This window comes from Edwardsiella piscicida, assembly GCF_021733145.1.
Classification (GTDB): Bacteria; Pseudomonadota; Gammaproteobacteria; order Enterobacterales; family Enterobacteriaceae; genus Edwardsiella; species Edwardsiella piscicida.
Genome location: NZ_CP090968.1, coordinates 1,032,408 through 1,050,749, shown reverse-complemented (window position 1 = coordinate 1,050,749; position 18,342 = coordinate 1,032,408). Strand labels below are relative to the sequence as shown.

Sequence of the window (18,342 nt, the reverse complement as noted above, 5' to 3'; positions counted from 1 at the left end):
TTAGATAGACAGCTTGTTGATGCGCTTGCCGCCGTACAGCAGGTTGACAATGGCGCGGGTACCGACAATGGCGGTAAACATCGAGGTCGCCACACCGATAGCGGTGGTGATGGCAAAGCCCTTGATGGAGCCGGTGCCCACGGCGTACAGAATCACTGCGGTAATCAGCGTGGTCACGTTGGCATCGATAATACTGGAAAACGCGCCTTTATAGCCTTCATGGATCGCCTGCTGAACGGTTCGCCCGTTGCGCAGCTCCTCCTTGATACGCTCGTTTATCAGTACGTTGGCGTCAACCGCTACCGCAAGGGTTAGCACGATCCCCGCAATGCCCGGCATGGTCAGCGTGGCCCCCGGCAGCAGCGACATAATCCCGACGATCATCACCAGGTTAGCCAACAGCGCGGTGGTCGCGATCAGACCGAACTTCTTGTAGTACACCACCATGAAGATGATAGAGGCGACCAGGCCCCACAGGCAGGCTTCGAGCCCCTGCTCAATATTCTGCATCCCCAGGGTTGGGCCGATAGTCCGCTCTTCCACGATCTGGATCGGCGCAATCAGCGCACCGGCGCGCAGCAGCAGAGAGAGCTGACGGGCCTCAGCCGGGTTATCGATGCCGGTAATCCGGAAGCTGTTACCCAGGCGCGACTGGATCGTCGCCACGTTGATCACCTCTTCCTGTTTCTCCAGGATCGGCTTGCCGCTGGCGTCTTTCTTGCCGCTGTCCTTATATTCCACAAACAGGGTCGCCATCGGCTTGCCGATATTGTCCTTGGTGAAGTTGGACATGGCGCTGCCGCCGGCGCTGTCGAGGGAGATGTTAACCTGCGGACGGTTAAACTCATCCTGGCTGGAGGTGGAGTCAGTGATGTGGTCACCGGTCAGGATCACCCGCTTGTACAGCACCACCGGGCGGCCGTCACGGGTATATTTGACCTCAGAGTCACCCGGCACGCGACCGCTGGCGGCGGCCTGCGCATCCACGTTGCTGTTGACCAGACGGAACTCCAGCGTCGCGGTCGCACCCAGAATCTCCTTGGCACGCGCCGTGTCCTGGATACCCGGCAGCTCAACCACGATACGATCGGCGCCCTGGCGCTGTACCAGCGGCTCGGCAACGCCCAGCTGGTTCACACGGTTACGCAGAATGTTGATGTTCTGCTGCACCGCATACTCACGGGCCTCACGCAGGCGATCGTCCGTCATCACCGCTTTCAGCGTCGTATCACCGGCGTTGCTGAAGACCAGATCGCGGTGGCGCGGAGAGAGGTAATTGCTGGCCGCATCGCGGGCGGCGGCGTCACGGAAGTTGATCTCCACGCCTCCGCTGGCGGGATCGGGCAGCTTACGAATGGTAGAGTAAGGAATGCCTTTGTCGCGCAGATCGCTGCGCAGGGTATCCATGGTCTGTTCCTGCAGCTTGCTCAGCGCAGTATCCATGTCCACCTGCATCAGGAAATGCACGCCGCCGCGCAGGTCAAGACCCAGCTTCATCGGCTCGGCGCCGACCATCGCCAGCCACTTCGGGGTAGCGGGTGCCAGGTTGAGTGCGACGACATATTTATCACCCAGCGTATCGACCAGCGCTTCGCGCGCCCGCAGCTGAATGTCGGTATCAGTAAAGCGTGCCAGAATGGCACCATTTTCCAGCGCAATGGATTTGCTGGGGATATGCTGTTTTTCAAGCACATCACGGACTTGGACCAGTGTTGACTCACTGGCGGCGACACCGCGCGCGCCAGTGATTTGAACAGCCGGATCCTCGCCATAAAGGTTAGGGAGCGCATACAGCAGACCGATGACCAGCGCCACGATCAGCATGATGTACTTCCACAAAGGATAACGGTTTAACACGGCAGTTCCCTTAGGGAAAATCGAAAATTACAGCGCTTTCATCGTACCTTTCGGCAGGACGGCGGTCACGAAGTCGCGTTTGATGATCACTTCGGTAGTGTCATTGAGCGCAATGGCGATATAGCCGGTGTCGGCCACTTTAACCACGCGGCCAATCAGACCACCGTTGGTCAGCACCTCATCACCCTTGCTGATGGAGTCCATCAGTTTTTTATGTTCCTTGGCACGTTTTTGCTGCGGGCGCAGGATCATAAAATAGAAAATCAGGCCGAATACGACCAGCATGATCACCAGAGAGTACGGACTGCCCTGCGCCGGAGCCCCTGCAGATGCAACAGCGTCAGAAATGAATAAACTCATCGAAATATCCCTCATTAATTACTATAGATAGCAACAACACACTGCCAAAGCACAGTAAGTGCATTAAACCGGTCGGGATCCATTTCCCAACCGGCCTAACCTTTCTACGCTGCCGCCCTTAACGCCGCACGACGGCGGGATCAGGACGCGGCGTCGGCTGCGCCCAGCGGCGGAACCGTACGACCTCGGCGACCATAAAAATCAGCCGCAAAGCGCTCTAATTTACCTTCCTCGATAGCCTGGCGTAAAGCCGCCATCAAACGCTGATAGTAACGCAGGTTGTGGATGGTGTTTAAACGGGCACCCAGAATTTCGTTACAACGGTCGAGATGATGCAAGTAGGCGCGGCTATAATTGCGACAGGTGTAACAATCGCACTCGGGATCCAGCGCAGTGGTATCCTCTTTGTATTTCGCATTGCGAATTTTTACCACCCCGCCGGTGACGAAAAGATGGCCGTTGCGCGCGTTGCGCGTCGGCATAACGCAGTCGAACATGTCGATACCGCGCCGCACCCCTTCCACCAGATCCTCCGGCTTGCCGACGCCCATCAGGTAACGCGGCTTATCCTGCGGGATCATCGGGCAGACATGCTCCAGAATACGGTGCATATCCTCTTTGGGCTCACCTACCGCCAGGCCGCCCACAGCGTAACCATCAAAGCCGATCTCTACCAGCCCTTTTAATGATACATCTCGTAAATCTTCGTAAACGCTGCCCTGAATGATGCCGAATAGCGCATTCTTGTTACCCAGCTCATCAAAACGCTGACGGCTGCGTTTAGCCCAGCGCAGCGACATCTCCATGGAGCGCTTGGCGTAGTCCCAGTCCGCCGGATAGGGGGTGCACTCATCGAAGATCATCACGATATCCGAGCCCAGGTCATACTGGATCTCCATCGATTTTTCCGGGCTCAGGAACACCGGAGAACCGTTGATCGGATTACGGAAGTAAACCCCCTCCTCCTTGATCTTACGCATCGCACCCAGGCTGAACACCTGGAAACCACCGGAGTCCGTCAGGATCGGCCCCGGCCACTGCATAAAGTCATGCAGATCGCCGTGCAGCTTCATGATCTCCTGGCCCGGGCGCAGCCACAGGTGGAAGGTATTACCCAGCAGGATCTGGGCGCCGGTCTGGGCCACCTCTTCCGGCGTCATGCCTTTTACCGTGCCGTAGGTCCCTACCGGCATAAACGCCGGCGTCTCAACGACGCCGCGTTCAAAAATCAGGCGGCCACGCCGTGCGCGTCCATCGGTGCTGACTAATTCGTACTTCACTCAAACCTCCGTCATCAGAAAAACAGTCTGATGGTGTCATGCCCTACCGGCGCACCCGACGCGGCGGGAAACCGGCCCCCGACGGCGTTAGCCGCCGTAATCGGGCGAAAAATAGCCCGCCGCTTGCGCCGGCGGGCCGCGTAAAAATCAGGCTGAAACCACCTGCTCCTGTTCAGCCTGCGGGTTACGGGTAATATACATGGCATCCCCGTAGCTAAAGAAACGGTATTGCCGCGCCACCGCGTCGCGATAGGCATCCAGCGTATGGCGATACCCGGCAAACGCGGAGACCAGCATGATCAGCGTGGACTCCGGCAGGTGGAAGTTGGTAATCAGAGCATCAATCACCTGATAGTGATAGCCCGGATAGATAAAGATTTGCGTATCGTCAAAGAAGGGCGCGATAAGCGCCTGCTTACTGGCCGCCGCCGCGCTCTCCAGCGAACGAACGGAGGTGGTGCCGACCGCGATCACCCGATTGCCGCGCGCCTTACAGGCCAGGACCGCATCGACCACCTCCTGCGGGACCTCCGCGTATTCGGAGTGCATGATGTGATCTTCAATGCTCTCAACCCGCACCGGCTGAAAGGTGCCTGCGCCGACGTGCAGGGTCACAAAGGCCATCTCGATCCCTTTGTCGCGCAGCCTGTCCAGCAACGGCTGATCGAAGTGCAGACCCGCGGTCGGCGCCGCCACGGCGCCGGGGCGTGAGCTGTACACGGTCTGATACAGTTCGCGATCCGCCTCGTCATCCGGGCGATCGATATAGGGCGGCAGCGGCATATGGCCGGCCGCATTGAGGATGGCCAACACATCGCGCGGATCGTCAAACCCCAGCTCAAACAGGGCATCGTGGCGGGCCAGCATGGTGGCACGAATATCCTCGTTATCCCCCAGCAGCAGCTCGGCGCCCGGCTTGGGTGCCTTGGACGCCCGCACGTGCGCCAGTACCCGGGCGCGATCCAGAACGCGCTCGACCAGCACCTCGACCTTACCACCGCTGGTCTTACGGCCAAACAGACGCGCCGGGATCACCCGGGTGTTGTTGAACACCAGCAGATCGCCCGGATTGAGCTTATCGACGATATCCGTGAACACCCCGTGCTCCCGCGCGCCCGTCGGACCATCCAGCGACAGCAGGCGACAGCCGCTGCGTTGTTCCTGGGGATAGCGGGCAATCAGTTCATCGGGCAGTTCAAAGGTAAAGTCGGACACACGCATGGTTTGGTTTCACTATATGATTGACGGTAATACGCAGAAGAAAAACGGCCTAGTCTAGAGCCGCCGACGAGAGGCTGCAACCGCAGATGCCGCCCGGCGGCAAATTAGGCGCTTTCCCGCGCGCGGCGGCGGCGGCGAGAACCACCGCAAGGCGGGGCTCCCAGGGCGACCGGGAGCACGACCGGCGGCGCGGCGCATCGGTGTAGGCTCTGGCTCTGCGCCGCGCGCTCCCGTATACTCTGCGGATGAATTTTCTCGCCCACCTTCATCTGGCCGCGCTGGCGGACAGTTCGCTGCTCGGTAACCTGCTGGCCGACTTTGTCCGCGGCGATCCCAAGCCTTACTATGATGCCGACGTCTGCGCCGGGATCCGTATGCACCGCCGCGTCGACAGCGTGACCGATAGCCTGCCGCAGGTCCGCGCCGCTCGTGCCTGGTTCGGCGACGACTATCGTCGCGTCGCCCCGATCACGCTGGATATCGTCTGGGACCATTTTCTGGCCCGCCACTGGTCAACGCTGGAGCCGCAGCGGCCGCTGCCTGACTTTATCGCCCAGGCCCGCGCCGCGATCCTGCCCCATCTCGCGGGGACCCCGCCGCGCTTTCGCACGCTGAATCAACACCTGTGGCAAGAGCGCTGGCTGCAGCGCTATGCCGAGCTGCCGTTTATCGCCAGGGTGCTCAGCGGCATGGCTCAGCGCCGTCCCCGGCTGGCGGCGCTGAGCGGATCGTTCGGCGATATCGAACGTCACTACCATCGTTTAGAGGCTCAGTTCTGGCAATTCTACCCCCAGATGATGCGCCAGGCGGGCGCCAAGGCGCTGTAGCGCCTGTGCAATATGTTCCCAAACGCGCATTTTCATAACAATATAGGCACATAAAAGGTGGCTAAAATCGTATTTTGCGCTATGGTTTTGACATCTCATCGTCGGTGATGGCCACTTTTTAGTCATTATCCGTAACAATTGATTGGCACTGACTATCATATTGATTGGCGCTTCACGCTTTATTTACAAACGACAACTTCGTATAGTTAACGCCAGATAAAGATTCGATAACCTACTGAATACTATTAACGGGAGTTATTATGGTCCTGGTTTCTCGTCAAGCCCCCGACTTTACCGCTGCCGCAGTGATGGGTAACGGTGAAATCGTTGATAAATTCAACTTCAAAGCGTTCACTCAGGGTAAACCGACCGTGGTTTTCTTCTGGCCGATGGACTTTACCTTCGTTTGCCCGTCTGAACTGATCGCCTTCGATCACCGCTATAGCGAGTTCCAAGCGCGCGGCGTTGAAGTGGTCGGCGTCTCCATGGACTCCGAGTTTGTCCACAACGCCTGGCGTAAAACCCCGGTGGATAAGGGCGGTATCGGCGAAGTACAGTACCCGCTGGTTGCCGACGTTAAGCATGAAATCATGCGCGCTTACGGCATCGAACACCCGGAAGAGGGCGTAGCGCTGCGCGGATCTTTCCTGATCGACAAAGATGGCATCGTACGTCACCAGGTGGTCAACGATCTGCCGCTGGGTCGTAACGTTGATGAAATGCTGCGTATGGTCGACGCCATGCAGTTCCACGAAGAGCACGGCGACGTCTGCCCGGCGCAGTGGGAAAAGGGTAAAGCTGGCATGGGCGCCTCTCCGGACGGCGTTGCCAAGTACCTGACTGAAAACGCCGATAAACTGTAATCGTTTATTCTGCGCCAAAAAAAGCGACCCGCGGGTCGCTTTTTTTATGCCCGCTCACCCATTCAGCACCCACACGCTGGCGCTCTCTGCGGGGAGCCTCAGCGCCAAGGTCTCCGCCCCCGCCTCCAGCTGCCCGGCGCCGCACAGCGCGCGCCATGCCCCCGCCGGCAGCAGCGGCGTACAGGGCAGCGTCAGCGCCCCCGCGCCAGCGCGCTGGATAGCCACCAGAATCGACTGCCGCGCCAGCCGGCGGATAAACAGCAGCGTCTCGCCATCGGCATGGATTATCTGACAGCCGCCGCGGCGCAGCGCGGCGTGTCGGCGACGCATCTGCGCCAGCTGACGGCACAGGCTGAGCAGCGCGCCATCCCACTGCGCAGGGTCCCAGGGAAACGGCGCTCGGCAGTAGGGATCGTTCTCCCCCGCCAGGCCAATTTCGTCGCCATAGTACAGGCAGGGAGCCCCTATCCAGGTAAACAGCCAGGTCAACGCCAGCATCATCCGCTGACGGTTTCCCCGTAGCAGGGTAATAAAACGGGCGGTATCGTGGCTATCCAGTTGGTTAAACTGACACAGCTGCTGCGTCTGGCTCAGCCCGGCGCGGTATGACGCCATCCATTCAGCGCACTGGGCCGCGCTGAGCCGAATGGGCTGGTAGGCGACGTCCACGCCGGCGAGAAACGCGCGCAGCGGCAGGGCAAAGCCCATGTAATTCATCGCGCCGTCCTCTACCCCGGCCTGCAGCCAGCGGCGCGCGTCGCCAAAGTGCTCGCCCAGCACGTAGGCCTGGGGATTTTCGGCCTTAACCGCCCGGTACATCTCCGCCAGATGATGCAGATTACCCCGGGCACCGCCCCCTTCGCCCAGCATGTGGATGACGTCCAGCCGCCAGCCATCAATGGCATAGGGCGGGCGCAGCCAATAGCGCATCACGCTGTCATCCGCCCGATAGATGCTGTCGACCACCCGTGGGCTGGCGTAGTCCAGCTTGGGCAGGGAGGCCTCGCCTTTCCAGCCCAGCGCCCGCCCGTCGGCGTCAAAGCTGTAGCGTTCACGCTGCGGCGACGCGGGGTGGTGACAGGCGCCATCCTCGCCGCGCCGCGGGCGATCGAACCAGCGGTGGGTATCTCCGGTATGATTGAATACGCCGTCCAGCAGCAGGCGGATACCCGCCTGGGCGGTGGCCTGCCGCAGCCGGATCAGCGCCGGATCGCCGCCCAGCCCCGCATCCACTCGATAATAGTCGGCGGTATCATATTTATGGTTGCTCGGCGCGCTGAAGATGGGGTTCAGATAGAGCGCGGTAACCCCCAGCGACCGTAGATAGGGCAGCCGTGCGGTGACGCCATCCAGATCGCCGCCGTAGAACGTGTGGGCATCCGCCGTCGCGTCCAGCGGCGTCGTCCAGTCGCGCCAGCCCGGGTGCGGCGCGTTCTCCGCCGCGGCGCCGCGGGCGAAGCGATCGGGAAAAATTTGGTAAAACACCTGATCGGCAACCCACTCGGGATAGGGCGACGGTACGCTGACGGCAAACTGCGCCTCCTGACCCGGCGGCGTCGCCTGCAGCCCCAAGGGCGTAAACCAGCGCTGGCGATCGGCCCACAGCAGCTTAAAACAGTAGCGCCGCAGCGGTTCACCCTCCCGCAGCGAGAGGCGGGCCCGATAGCACACGCCCGCGCGGCGCCGGTGGCGGCGCATCGGCAGCAGCCACTCCTCATTGTCCGGTTCACAGCGCAGCAGTACCCGCTGCGGCAGATCCTCACCCGTCAGCAGCAGCGTCACCACCATATCGTCTCCGCGGCGACGCACATAGGGCGCGACCGGCAGGTGCCAGGCATTGAACATGATTCCCTTCCCTCATTCAGCAAGATACCGCGATCATGACACCGCCCAGCGTGGCCGCGCCTCCCCTGTCGCGCTATTTTAGGGGGATGAGCGCGGGGGATGAGGCGATACCCACATCCGTTTTTTTGTAAGTCAGTGTCAAATAAAGAGAAAACCGGTTGACTGCTCGCCTACAGCCGCTAGCCTATCACAGGGTTGCCCGCCCTCACCGCGCATCGACGCCGGGAGGGGCGCCGTGGCGCCCGTGACCACACGCAATGCATCACAAGAAAAATGAAGGAGCCTGCATGCAAAAAGTATTAATGCGCTGGCTGGAGCAGTTCGGTTTTGAGTTCACCCATGTGACCTCGCTGGTGATTGTTCTGGGACTGATTATTCTGACGGCGGCGATCATTCACCTGCTGCTGCACCGTCTGCTGCTCACCCGTCTACAGGCGCGCGGCCTGCAGAGTGAGAATATGTGGATTAAGGCGCTAACACAGCACAAGCTTTTCCACCGCCTGGCCTCGATGTTCCAGGGGATCATCGTCAATATTCAGGCCGTATTCTGGCTGCACCCCGGCACCGACGCCGGCTATGCGCTGATCGTCGCCGCCCAGCTGTGGATCCTGCTGTTCGCCCTGCTCTCCCTGTTCTCCCTGCTGGATATCCTGCTGGATCTCTCCCATCAGCTCTCCGTCGCCACGCAGCTGCCGCTGCGCGGCATCTTTCAGGGCACCAAGCTGCTGGCGGCGATCCTTATCGGCATCCTGATGATTTCGCTGCTGATGGGGCAGTCGCCGATCCTGCTGATCAGCGGCCTCGGCGCCATGGCGGCGGTATTGATGTTGGTGTTTAAAGATCCGATCCTGGGGCTGGTCGCCGGGATCCAGCTGTCGGCCAACGACATGCTGCACCTCGGCGACTGGCTGGAAATGCCCAAGTACGGCGCCGACGGGGCGGTCAACGACATCGGTCTGACCACCGTTAAGGTGCGTAACTGGGACAATACCATCACCACCATCCCCACCTATGCCCTGGTGTCCGACTCGTTTAAAAACTGGCGCGGCATGTCGGAGTCGGGCGGGCGCCGCATCAAGCGCAGCCTGAACATCGATACCACCAGCATTCGCTTTCTCAACGATGACGATCTGGCTCGACTGCGTCGCAGCGCGCTGCTGCAGCCCTATCTGCGCGACAAGAGCCTGGAGATTGCCAACGATAACCAGCGGCAGCATATCGATTTGGACTCGCCGCTCAACGGCCGTCGTATGACCAATCTGGGCACCCTCCGCGCCTATCTGCAGGCTTATCTGCAGCATCACCCCCGTATCCGCAAGGACATGACCCTGATGGTTCGTCAGCTTGCGCCGACGTCCGATGGCCTGCCCATCGAGATCTACGCTTTCACCAATACCGTTGTCTGGGCTGAGTATGAGGGGATTCAGGCCGATATCTTCGATCACACCTTTGCCGTCATCGAGCAGTTTGGCCTACGGCTCCACCAGACGCCGACCGGTACGGACGTGCGCGCCATCGCGCAGCATCTGTCCCAAGACAGCGGGAGTAACCTTACCCTTAGCTGACAGTTGCCGACGCAGATGTTTCGTGCCGTAACAAAGCTCTCCCATCTCTCTCACGATATGAATACGGGGTTCACGCCCCACCGTGGCTGGGATACAAAGACAACGCACGTTTTTAACCGGGAGAGTTTGCTTTGTTTACACGGCTACGCGCACATCTGCTGCCGCTGCTGTCGGCCCTGATCCTGGTGGGCTGCCTGCACGGCGCCAGCGGCAACGGCGTCTCGCCCGACAGCCTGCATGCCGCACAGCACTATGAAGAGATGATCAGTACCCTGCACGACGTCCGCGATGCGCTGCGCCAGCGCAGCAACGGCGCCTGGCGCGATGAACAGGAGGAGGCACCGGCCGATCCCCTTACCGGCGTAAGCGAAGTCCGCGCCCGCCGCCGCCCTCGCTGATACGACAGACGGAGCCCTTCTATAACGACAAACGGAGCCCTTAGGCTCCGTTTCTTTCTCTCGCGTTCAGCGGCGCGCGGCGCGTATCACTCCGCGTGCTCCGGCGGCAGCGACTGCGCCAGGTCCGGTGACGCTGGCTGACGGACAAAGCGATAGCCGATCAGCAGCGCCAAAATCCAGATGGCGCCGGCGTACAGCGATATCCGCGTATCCGGGAAATAGCCGATCAGCGCGATGATAAAGGCCAGAAACAGGATCCCCAGCAGAGAGGTATACACGCCGCCGCGCAGCGGGAAATCCAGCCCCTTGACCTGCTCCGGCGTCAGGCGACGACGAAAGGCGATCTGCGACAGCAGGATCATTATCCATACCCAAACCGTGGCAAAGGTCGCCAGGGAGGCGATCACCAAAAAGACATTCTGCGGCATGATGTAGTTCAGGTATACCGCCACCAGCAGCGCCAGCACCATCACCACGACCGTGACCCACGGAATGCCGTGGCGAGAGAGGCGGGCAAAGATACGCGGCGCATGTCCCTGCTGCGCCATACCGTGCAGCATGCGGCCCACGCCGAACACATCGCTGTTAATCGCCGACAGCGAGGCCGTGATCACCACAAAGTTCAGGATCCCGGCGGCGGTGGTAATCCCCAGGTGCTGGAAGGTCAGAACGAAGGGGCTGCCCTGGGTGCCGACCTCATTCCATGGATAGATGGACATGATCACAAACAGGGTGCCGACGTAAAACACCAGAATCCGCAGCGGCACCGAATTGATCGCCTTGGGGATCGCCGTCTTGGGATCGGCCGCCTCGCCGGCGGTGATGCCGATGATCTCAATCCCGCCATAGGCGAACATCACCAGCTGCAGCGACAGGATCATCCCCATCACACCGTGGCTGAAAAAGCCGCCGTTGCTCCACAGGTTATGAATGCCGGTCGGCTGACCGCCGTTGCCGATGCCCCAGATGATGATGCCAAAGCCCGCCAGAATCATCACCACGATGGTGGCGACCTTAAAGAAGGAGAACCAAAACTCCAGCTCGCCAAACACCCGCACGCTCATCAGGTTCACCGCGCCGATGATCAGCACCACGCTCAGCACCCAGATCCAGTGCGGCACCGCCGGGAACCACACCCCCATATAGATGCCGAACGCCGTCACGTCGGCGATCGCCACAATCAGGATCTCAAAGCAGTAGGTCCAACCGGTGATATAGCCGGCCATCGGTCCCAGATAGTCCTGCGCATAGCGCGAAAAAGAGCTGGCCTGTGGGTTATTAACCGACATCTCACCCAGGGCACGCATGATGATAAACGCGACCACGCCGCCGATCAGATAGGCCAGCAGCACGCTGGGCCCCGCCATCTTAATGGCGTCGGCCGAACCGTAGAAAAGGCCGGTGCCAATCGCCGACCCCAACGCCATAAAGCGGATATGACGCGCATTGAGCCCCCGCTTTAGCTTATTGGCTTGTTGTTGCATGTGATGAGTTACCCATTCGCCTGTCAAAAAAAACACGGGCGCAGACGCCCGTGCTAAAAAACGCCGATGATTATAGAGTGGCCGCCGACGCAGTTCACGCCATCAACTGTAACAATTTCATGACGACCACGCTTTACATCATGACCGGGCGCGCCCCAGCAGGCGATCGTACAGGCCGGCCAGCGCCATCATGGCCAGCGACGGCGGCAGCCATGCCAGCCCCTGCTCCGCCAGCGGCAGATGCTGAACCCACGTCGGCAGGGACGTCACCATCCCCGCGCCGGTCAGCGCATCCAGAATGCCAAACAGCAGACTGACCGCCATCACCGGCACAAAGACCCGCGGCGCGCGGTGCCACCAGCGCAGGGTAAAGCTCAGCACCACCAGCGCAATACAGGGCGGATAAATGGCCGTCAGCACCGGGATCGAAATTTTGATAAGCAGGCTCAGCCCCAGGTTGGAGACCACCATGGAGAACAGACCCAGCATAAACACCAGCGTGCGGTAGCTCAGGGGCAGATGCTCGGCAAAGAATTCGGCACAGGCGCAGGTCAGACCGACCGCCGTCACCATACAGGCGATGAAGATCAGCGCCGCCAGGAAGATAGCCCCCATGTTGCCGAAGGTGTGCTGTACATAGGCGTGCAGGATCACCGCGCCGTTCTGGGCATCCGGCACCAGTACGCCGCTGTCGGACCCCAGCTTAAACAGGCTCAGGTACACCAGCGTCAGCCCCAGACCGGCGATCAGACCGGCCCAAATGGTATAGCGCGTCAGCAGGCGGGCATCGCTGACCCCGCGCGAGCGGGCGGCGTTGACGATGACGATGCCAAACACCATGGCACCCAGCGTATCCATGGTCAGATAGCCGTTAACAAAGCCCGTGGAGAATGGAATCTGGCGATACACCTCGGTCGCCGGAACCAAGCTGCCCGCGGGCCAGATCAGCGCGGCGATCCCCAGGATCGCCAGCGCGGCAATCTTCAGCGGCGCCAGGAAGTGGCCCACCGTATCCAGCAGTTTTCCCGGGTACAGCGAAATCACGACCACCAGCGCAAAATAGATCACGCTATAGCCCAGCAACGGCCACGTTCCATCGCCGGTCAGCGGAGCGATCCCGACCTCAAAGGAGACGGTGGTGGTACGCGGAATGGCGAACAGCGGTCCCACCGCCAGATAGGCGACCGTCGCCAGCAGCAGACCGGCGCGGCGGCCCAGCGGCGAGCTGAGGGCGTCGATGCCGCCCCCGACCTTAGCCAGCGCCACCACGGTCGCCACCGGCAAACCGACGGCGGTGATCAGGAAGCCCAGCGCGGCAATCCAGACATGTTCGCCAGACTGCAGTCCCACCATCGGTGGGAAAATAATATTGCCCGCGCCGACAAACAGCGCAAAGGTCATAAAACCCAGCGCCAGGATATCTCTAGAGGTTAAACGATGCGTCATAATATGATGTCGTGATGCCTTAATTCTTAGGATATATCCGCTGTCCACAGCGCGCGGCGGCCCGGCGGCGCGCAGCGGTTGGGAAGCGTCACTATTTGGTATCGCGGGGGAAAAATCCTTGCGGATGGCAACAGAGATCACTCTCACTACTCTGGGGGAGCTTACCTCAGAATCGCGTCAGGGCGGCATTTGCCCAGGTCCTTATACCGCATTTACATCCACACATACCACGCCGCGGGGAAACCGTGCACGCACTCCAGTGCGGAGCCGCACAGCCCTGCCGCGCCTTGACGGCGACGGCATTCACGATCCCCATGCACGACAGGCGTAATATGGCGACAGCGGTGATAAGTAAACACGTTACCGCCGGTAAAAGACAAGTATTAAATTCAACTGCGGAATCATTCTCCATATAAATACACCAGTTTAGATAATGATTTGGAGTTATTGGAGTATGACCAGAGATAAATTGCCCCCATCGCTGGTGTACCCTGCGGGCGTTAGCGCAAAAAAACGCCGACGAAAAGCATTTTCCTCTGCATAGCCCGGCGGGACACATCGCGTGGTCAGCGCCCAGAAAATCGTTAAAGAGTCGACCCGTTAAAGACGAAGAATCAAGCTGATAACTGTCGATAGTCATCACTTTTCCCCGTTGCAAATAAAATAGCGTAATAAACCGCTATTCTTTTGCTATCTCCGCCGCGGGCAAGAGCGCGCTCAGCGGGATCGGTACCCCGGCCAGGCGCCCCTGAATGGCGTCGACCCCCAGCTGCTTCAGGCGCGCGCGCTGGGCCTCGCTATCCACCCCCCGGGCCACGACCGTCTGGCGTCGAAGATGGGCAACCTGACACAGCGCCGTGACGATATACTGCTCCGCGCTGTCGGCGCCCAGGCGGCGGCTCAGCGCGGGCGTCATTTGCAGGATGTCGGCATCCAGGCTCTCCGGCTGGCCGCCGGCGTGAACAAAGTCTATGCCGCTCAGGGCGACGTGACACCCCAGCGCACGCAGCGCGCTCAGCGCCGACGGCGCAGGCGCCAGCGCCGCCAGCTGGTCCGCCCGAAAGGTCAGGATCAGCTGCCAGGGCTCAATGCGGTACTGCCCCAGCACGCTCTCCAGCAGCGCCGGCAGCGTCGGCGGACTCAGACCGGCGCAGGAGAGCGGAATGGCCACCCGGATCCCGGGCAGCTGCGCCCGGTGCCGCTCGATAAAGGCGAGCGTATGGGTCAAGACCCAGCGGTCGAGCGCGGCCGTCAGGCCAAACTCCTCGGCGATCGGCAAAAAGCTCTCCGGGCTCAGGAGGCCCCCCTGCTCATCGACCATCTTCAGCAGGATCTCCTGATAGCTTTCGCCGCGAAAGCCGTCGATGGGCTGCACCGACAGGATAAAGCGATCGTTTTCCAACGCGCGTTGCAGGGTTCTCAGCAGGCTGGCCTTACGGCCAATCCCCTGCTGCAGACGGCGCTGATTCAGCGCTAGGCTCTCCAGCCGCCCGCTGTCCAGCGACTGCTCCGCCATCGCGCTCAGCTCGCCGATCAGGCTATACAGCGCCTCGACCGTTCCCGGAACGCCGCAGTAGCTCAGCCCCAGCTGCCGCTGCAGCGGCAGCCCATTCCACTGCAGGCGAAAGGCGTGCGCCACCTGCTCCAGATGGCGCAGCGTCTGCTGCGCGCGCTCGGGCTCCAGGCGGATCAGCAGATCATAGCCGGGCAGATGGTACACCCGCTCATCGGCGTGCAGCGCCGCCCGAAACGCGGCCGCCAGACGCTGCTTATAGCTCAGGCGGACCTGCATGCCATAGGTTCGGCACAGGGTATCCAGGCTGGCGATGCGGACGAAGCACAGCACCGAGCGGCCATAGCGCTGCAGATCCTGCTCCAGACAGCCGACATTGGGCAGCTGCACCACCGGATCGATCATCGCCGCCCGGCGCATATGGCGATACAGACGGCGCTGCCGGCCATTGATCGCCGCCATCAGGATCACCGTCAGGGTAAACACGATCAGCATGGCCGTAATAAAGCAGATATTGCGGCTCAGATCGTCCAGTTCGACATAGCCTTCGTAGTTGAGCAGCAGGATGATCACCGCCACCGACCAGACCAGCGTACTCAGCAGATAGCCATAGCGCATGGCGCCAAAAATCATCACCGGCAGCAGCAGGATCAACGTATAGTCGGTAAACAGAATGCTGCCCTGCGCCTGCGCGCGGATGCACAGCAGGGCGATCATCACGGCAACGACGCCGCCCCAGAGATAGGGCTCCCACCCCGCGGCGTCGCTCGTTTGCTCCCGCCGGCAGCGGCGGCGCATCACCTGCCAGTAGCGCGGGCGGCGCAGCAGACGCAGCAGGTGATAATAGAGCGGGGCGCCCACCAGCGCGCCCAGCACCATCCCCTGATAGTTGGTCAGCGTACTCATCGAAAAGGGGAGCCGTTCGGCAAAGAAGGGATGCCCAGAAAACATCCCCATGGTGACCGCTATCTGGGTCAACAGAATGAACAGCAGAGGAAACATCCCCGCAAGCCAGAACAGGCGCGGCAGCATCAGACGGGGTTTGGCCAGCCCGGCGCGCCAGCGGCGCCCGGCCTGCTGGGTATATCCCCACCAGCAGAGCAGCAGCGTCAGGCTGAAGGGCAGCCCAACCGCCAGCAGCGGCGTCATGCCATAGGCGAGATAGAGCGTCGCCAGCGTCACGATCACGATCGGCGCCAGCATACGGCTACCGTACAGGAAACTCAGCGCCAGCGCGGCGGCGGGCAGCAGGGCGATAAGGTACGCCTGCCCGTTTGGCAGGATCACCCGCGGTGAGTACAAAATACTGAGTGGAATAACCAGCAGGGCGAACAGCAACGGTTCTCCCCAGCGGGACCAGCCCGATATGGTGCGACGCTTATCTGCTTTCATGGAAACGACTTAATCACTGCCCTTATCGCTCATAGCTACTCGCCGACAGACGCGAATAGCGCACCCTGTCACGCCCCGATCGCCCTATTTAGTCACCCTGCGATGGTATCACGAAAAGCGCGGCAGAAAAATGTGCCCGCAGCCCCCGGAGACAGCGGCGAAACCCCGCGCGCACCCGGCGTCTGCGCAAGAATCATCAATATTTTTTATGTAATAGTGCTCATCATCATATCCAGATCGCGCTCGCCGGGAGAAAATACCGACATCCTCGGCCATTGACGCCCGCCCGTTACTGTGCCTAAATCACCCTATAATTCCGAATAAGAGACCCTACGTTTTAATGATGATGATGACCCACAAGATGAAACGACGAACCAACATACGCATGACCCGGATCGTATTGCTGATAAGCTTCATCATTCTGTTTGGCCGCCTGCTGTATGCCTCTATCGGCGCGCTGAACCATCACCGCAGTCAACAGAACACCTCCGTAGAACAATCGCAGCCCCTGACCCCGAGCGACGCCGACCGCCGCCGCTGAGCGTTCCCGCACGCCCCCGCGATCTCCCCGTTGCGTCCCCCGGCGGCGGAACCGATAATGGCGGATCGCCGCCGTCCGTCGAACGCCCATTAACCCCATTGACAAACCATCACAAGGATTGAGCCACGATGTCCGCCACCGTTACCCTCAGCGCAGAGCAGCGTGCGCAGACGCGTACGCGTATTCTGCAGATCCTGCTGACGGAGCAGGCCGTTAGCGATGGTCTGCTCGGTCGTCTGGACGATCCCCAGCTGCTCAACGATCCGCAGCTGCTGGATGACAGCGCCGAGATCCGGCAGGCGGCACGCACGCTGCCTGCCGACGATCTCAGCGATATTCTCTGCGCCCTGCCCTGCGATCGGCGCCTGGCGCTCTGGTCGCAGCTGAGCCAAGGCCAACAGGCGCAGGTGCTGGCCAACGGCGATCCCTGCCTATGGCCAGAGCTGACGGCCACCCTGAGCGACAAGGCCCTACTGCAAACCCTGCAGTCCCTGCCGCTGGAGCGCCGCATCACGCTCGGTCGCCAGCTGCCGCAGCCCCTGACCGGACGCATGCTCACCCTGATGGAGGGCGAGCAGCGTAGCCGCGCGCGCACCCTGCTGAGCTACGCGCTGCACAGCGTCGGCGCCCAGATGACGCTGGATACGGACACCCGCAGCGTACGTCAGGATATGGCTCTGCTGCTGCTGCTGCAGTGGCTACGCCAGCGGCCGCCGCTGCCCGGCGGCAGCGATCGGCTGTTCGTCACCGACGGCAACGGCCGCCTGTGCGGCGAATTGCCCCTGACCACCCTGCTGGCCGCCGCGCCGGACGGCCGCGTCGCCGATATCATGCTGCCGCCGCCCCAGAGCCTGCATCCCGACGACGATGCGCTCGACGCCGCCGCCGTGCTGATACGCGAGCGGCGCGCCTGCGTCCCGGTCACCGACGATAAGGGCATGCTGCTGGGACAGTTTAACCTGATCCAGGCGGCGCAGTGCCTGCAGCGCCACCACGAGCAGCGCCTGTTCCGCCTGGCCGGCCTGCATCAAGATGAAGACCTGTTCGCCCCGATCACCCGCAGCCTGCGCGCCCGAGCGCTCCCGCTGGCGGGGATCTGCGCGCTGGCGCTGCCCGCCGCCCTGCTCAGCGCCGGCCTCAGCCCGCTGCTGGGCCACTGGCCGATGCTGGCCCTGCTGCTGCCCCTGCTGATGCTCCTGTGCGCCAACGGCGCATGGCAGAGCGCCGCCGTTGCCCAACGGGCCCTCAACCGGCGACACCTGCTGCGCGCCAACGCGGCGCCGATCGTGGTGCGTGAGCTGGGCGTCGCGCTGCTGGAGGGGCTGTTCATCGGCAGCCTGCTCGGCGTTGTCGGCGGGCTCTATTACCAGGATGCGCAGATAGGCAGCCTGGTGGTGCTGATCGCCGTCGTGACCATGATGCTGTCCGCTCTGCTTGGCGTTCAGCTGCCGCGCCTGCTGGCCTGGCTAGGGGGGCGACAGCGGCAGGCCAGCATGGCGCTGATCGGCACCCTGAGCGGCAGCCTCGCCTGCCTGCTGCTGCTGCTGCTGGCCCGGCTGTTTTTAGGGGGCATCGCGTAGCGCGACGCTGGCCGGGAGAGGCAGAGCGTCGCCTCCGGTTTTAATCGACTAAGGTCTAGGTTTTACCGCGGCGCCAGCGCCCGACACTATACTGAGAAAAATCGTTTCACGGCCTCCGCTGCGACACTTCCACCGGCCGTGCGTTGGATACACTTTTGGGCAATCAGGGG

The 18,342-nt window shown here is 61.4% G+C and carries 14 protein-coding genes; 6 read left to right on the top strand and 8 right to left on the bottom strand.

The annotated features are described in order from the left end of the window. The 4 genes from secD to queA form a co-directional block, all read right to left on the bottom strand. Nucleotides 1–1,857, bottom strand: coding sequence for a protein translocase subunit SecD (gene secD / locus L1P05_RS04710; RefSeq protein ID WP_012847825.1), 1,857 nt, complete (start codon nt 1,855–1,857; stop codon nt 1–3). 27 nt (nt 1,858–1,884) lie between these two features. Next, nucleotides 1,885–2,217 (bottom strand): preprotein translocase subunit YajC, encoded by a 333-nt coding sequence (gene yajC / locus L1P05_RS04705; protein WP_012847824.1) that lies wholly within the window; start codon nt 2,215–2,217, stop codon nt 1,885–1,887. Nucleotides 2,218–2,357: 140 nt separating this feature from the next. Then, a complete protein-coding gene (tgt, locus tag L1P05_RS04700) occupies nt 2,358–3,497 on the bottom strand; it encodes a tRNA guanosine(34) transglycosylase Tgt (protein ID WP_012847823.1) in 1,140 nt (379 codons plus the stop codon). Between the two features lie 147 nt (nt 3,498–3,644). Next, a complete protein-coding gene (gene queA / locus L1P05_RS04695; RefSeq protein WP_012847822.1) occupies nt 3,645–4,718 on the bottom strand; it encodes a tRNA preQ1(34) S-adenosylmethionine ribosyltransferase-isomerase QueA in 1,074 nt (357 codons plus the stop codon). Nucleotides 4,719–4,963: 245 nt separating this feature from the next. On the opposite strand from queA, the gene L1P05_RS04690 reads away from it, so the two are divergent. Next, nucleotides 4,964–5,545: an ACP phosphodiesterase gene (locus L1P05_RS04690; RefSeq protein WP_012847821.1), complete on the top strand. Its 582-nt coding sequence runs from the start codon at nt 4,964–4,966 to the stop codon at nt 5,543–5,545. Nucleotides 5,546–5,805: 260 nt separating this feature from the next. Beyond that, the gene (locus L1P05_RS04685; protein ID WP_012847820.1) at nt 5,806–6,408 is read left to right on the top strand and encodes a peroxiredoxin C; all 603 of its coding nucleotides are present in this window, start codon (nt 5,806–5,808) and stop codon (nt 6,406–6,408) included. Between the two features lie 54 nt (nt 6,409–6,462). Here L1P05_RS04685 and malZ read toward each other — a convergent pair whose 3' ends face one another. Then, the gene (gene malZ, locus L1P05_RS04680) at nt 6,463–8,253 is read right to left on the bottom strand and encodes a maltodextrin glucosidase (protein WP_012847819.1); all 1,791 of its coding nucleotides are present in this window, start codon (nt 8,251–8,253) and stop codon (nt 6,463–6,465) included. Between the two features lie 287 nt (nt 8,254–8,540). Between malZ and L1P05_RS04675 the strand changes: the two genes are divergently transcribed. After that, a complete protein-coding gene (locus tag L1P05_RS04675) occupies nt 8,541–9,818 on the top strand; it encodes a mechanosensitive ion channel family protein (RefSeq protein ID WP_012847818.1) in 1,278 nt (425 codons plus the stop codon). A 131-nt stretch (nt 9,819–9,949) separates the two neighbouring features. Then, nucleotides 9,950–10,216, top strand: coding sequence for a hypothetical protein (locus tag L1P05_RS04670; RefSeq protein ID WP_012847817.1), 267 nt, complete (start codon nt 9,950–9,952; stop codon nt 10,214–10,216). An 86-nt stretch (nt 10,217–10,302) separates the two neighbouring features. Here the strand turns inward: L1P05_RS04670 and proY are convergent, their stop codons facing one another. From proY to L1P05_RS04655, 3 genes are all read right to left on the bottom strand, one after another. After that, the gene (proY, locus tag L1P05_RS04665) at nt 10,303–11,700 is read right to left on the bottom strand and encodes a proline-specific permease ProY (protein WP_012847816.1); all 1,398 of its coding nucleotides are present in this window, start codon (nt 11,698–11,700) and stop codon (nt 10,303–10,305) included. A 138-nt stretch (nt 11,701–11,838) separates the two neighbouring features. After that, on the bottom strand, nt 11,839–13,146 hold the full coding sequence (gene brnQ / locus L1P05_RS04660; protein ID WP_034168418.1) for a branched-chain amino acid transport system II carrier protein: 1,308 nt from the start codon (nt 13,144–13,146) through the stop codon (nt 11,839–11,841). Nucleotides 13,147–13,825: 679 nt separating this feature from the next. Beyond that, complete coding sequence (locus tag L1P05_RS04655) at nt 13,826–16,051, bottom strand: EAL domain-containing protein (protein ID WP_045474895.1); 2,226 nt, start codon at nt 16,049–16,051, stop codon at nt 13,826–13,828. Between the two features lie 361 nt (nt 16,052–16,412). Between L1P05_RS04655 and L1P05_RS04650 the strand changes: the two genes are divergently transcribed. Next, nucleotides 16,413–16,592: a YfgG family protein gene (locus tag L1P05_RS04650; RefSeq protein ID WP_225857575.1), complete on the top strand. Its 180-nt coding sequence runs from the start codon at nt 16,413–16,415 to the stop codon at nt 16,590–16,592. 128 nt (nt 16,593–16,720) lie between these two features. Continuing rightward, nucleotides 16,721–18,172, top strand: a complete 1,452-nt coding sequence (locus L1P05_RS04645; RefSeq protein WP_012847811.1) for a magnesium transporter MgtE N-terminal domain-containing protein — start codon at nt 16,721–16,723, stop codon at nt 18,170–18,172. Nucleotides 18,173–18,342 lie beyond the last annotated feature (170 nt).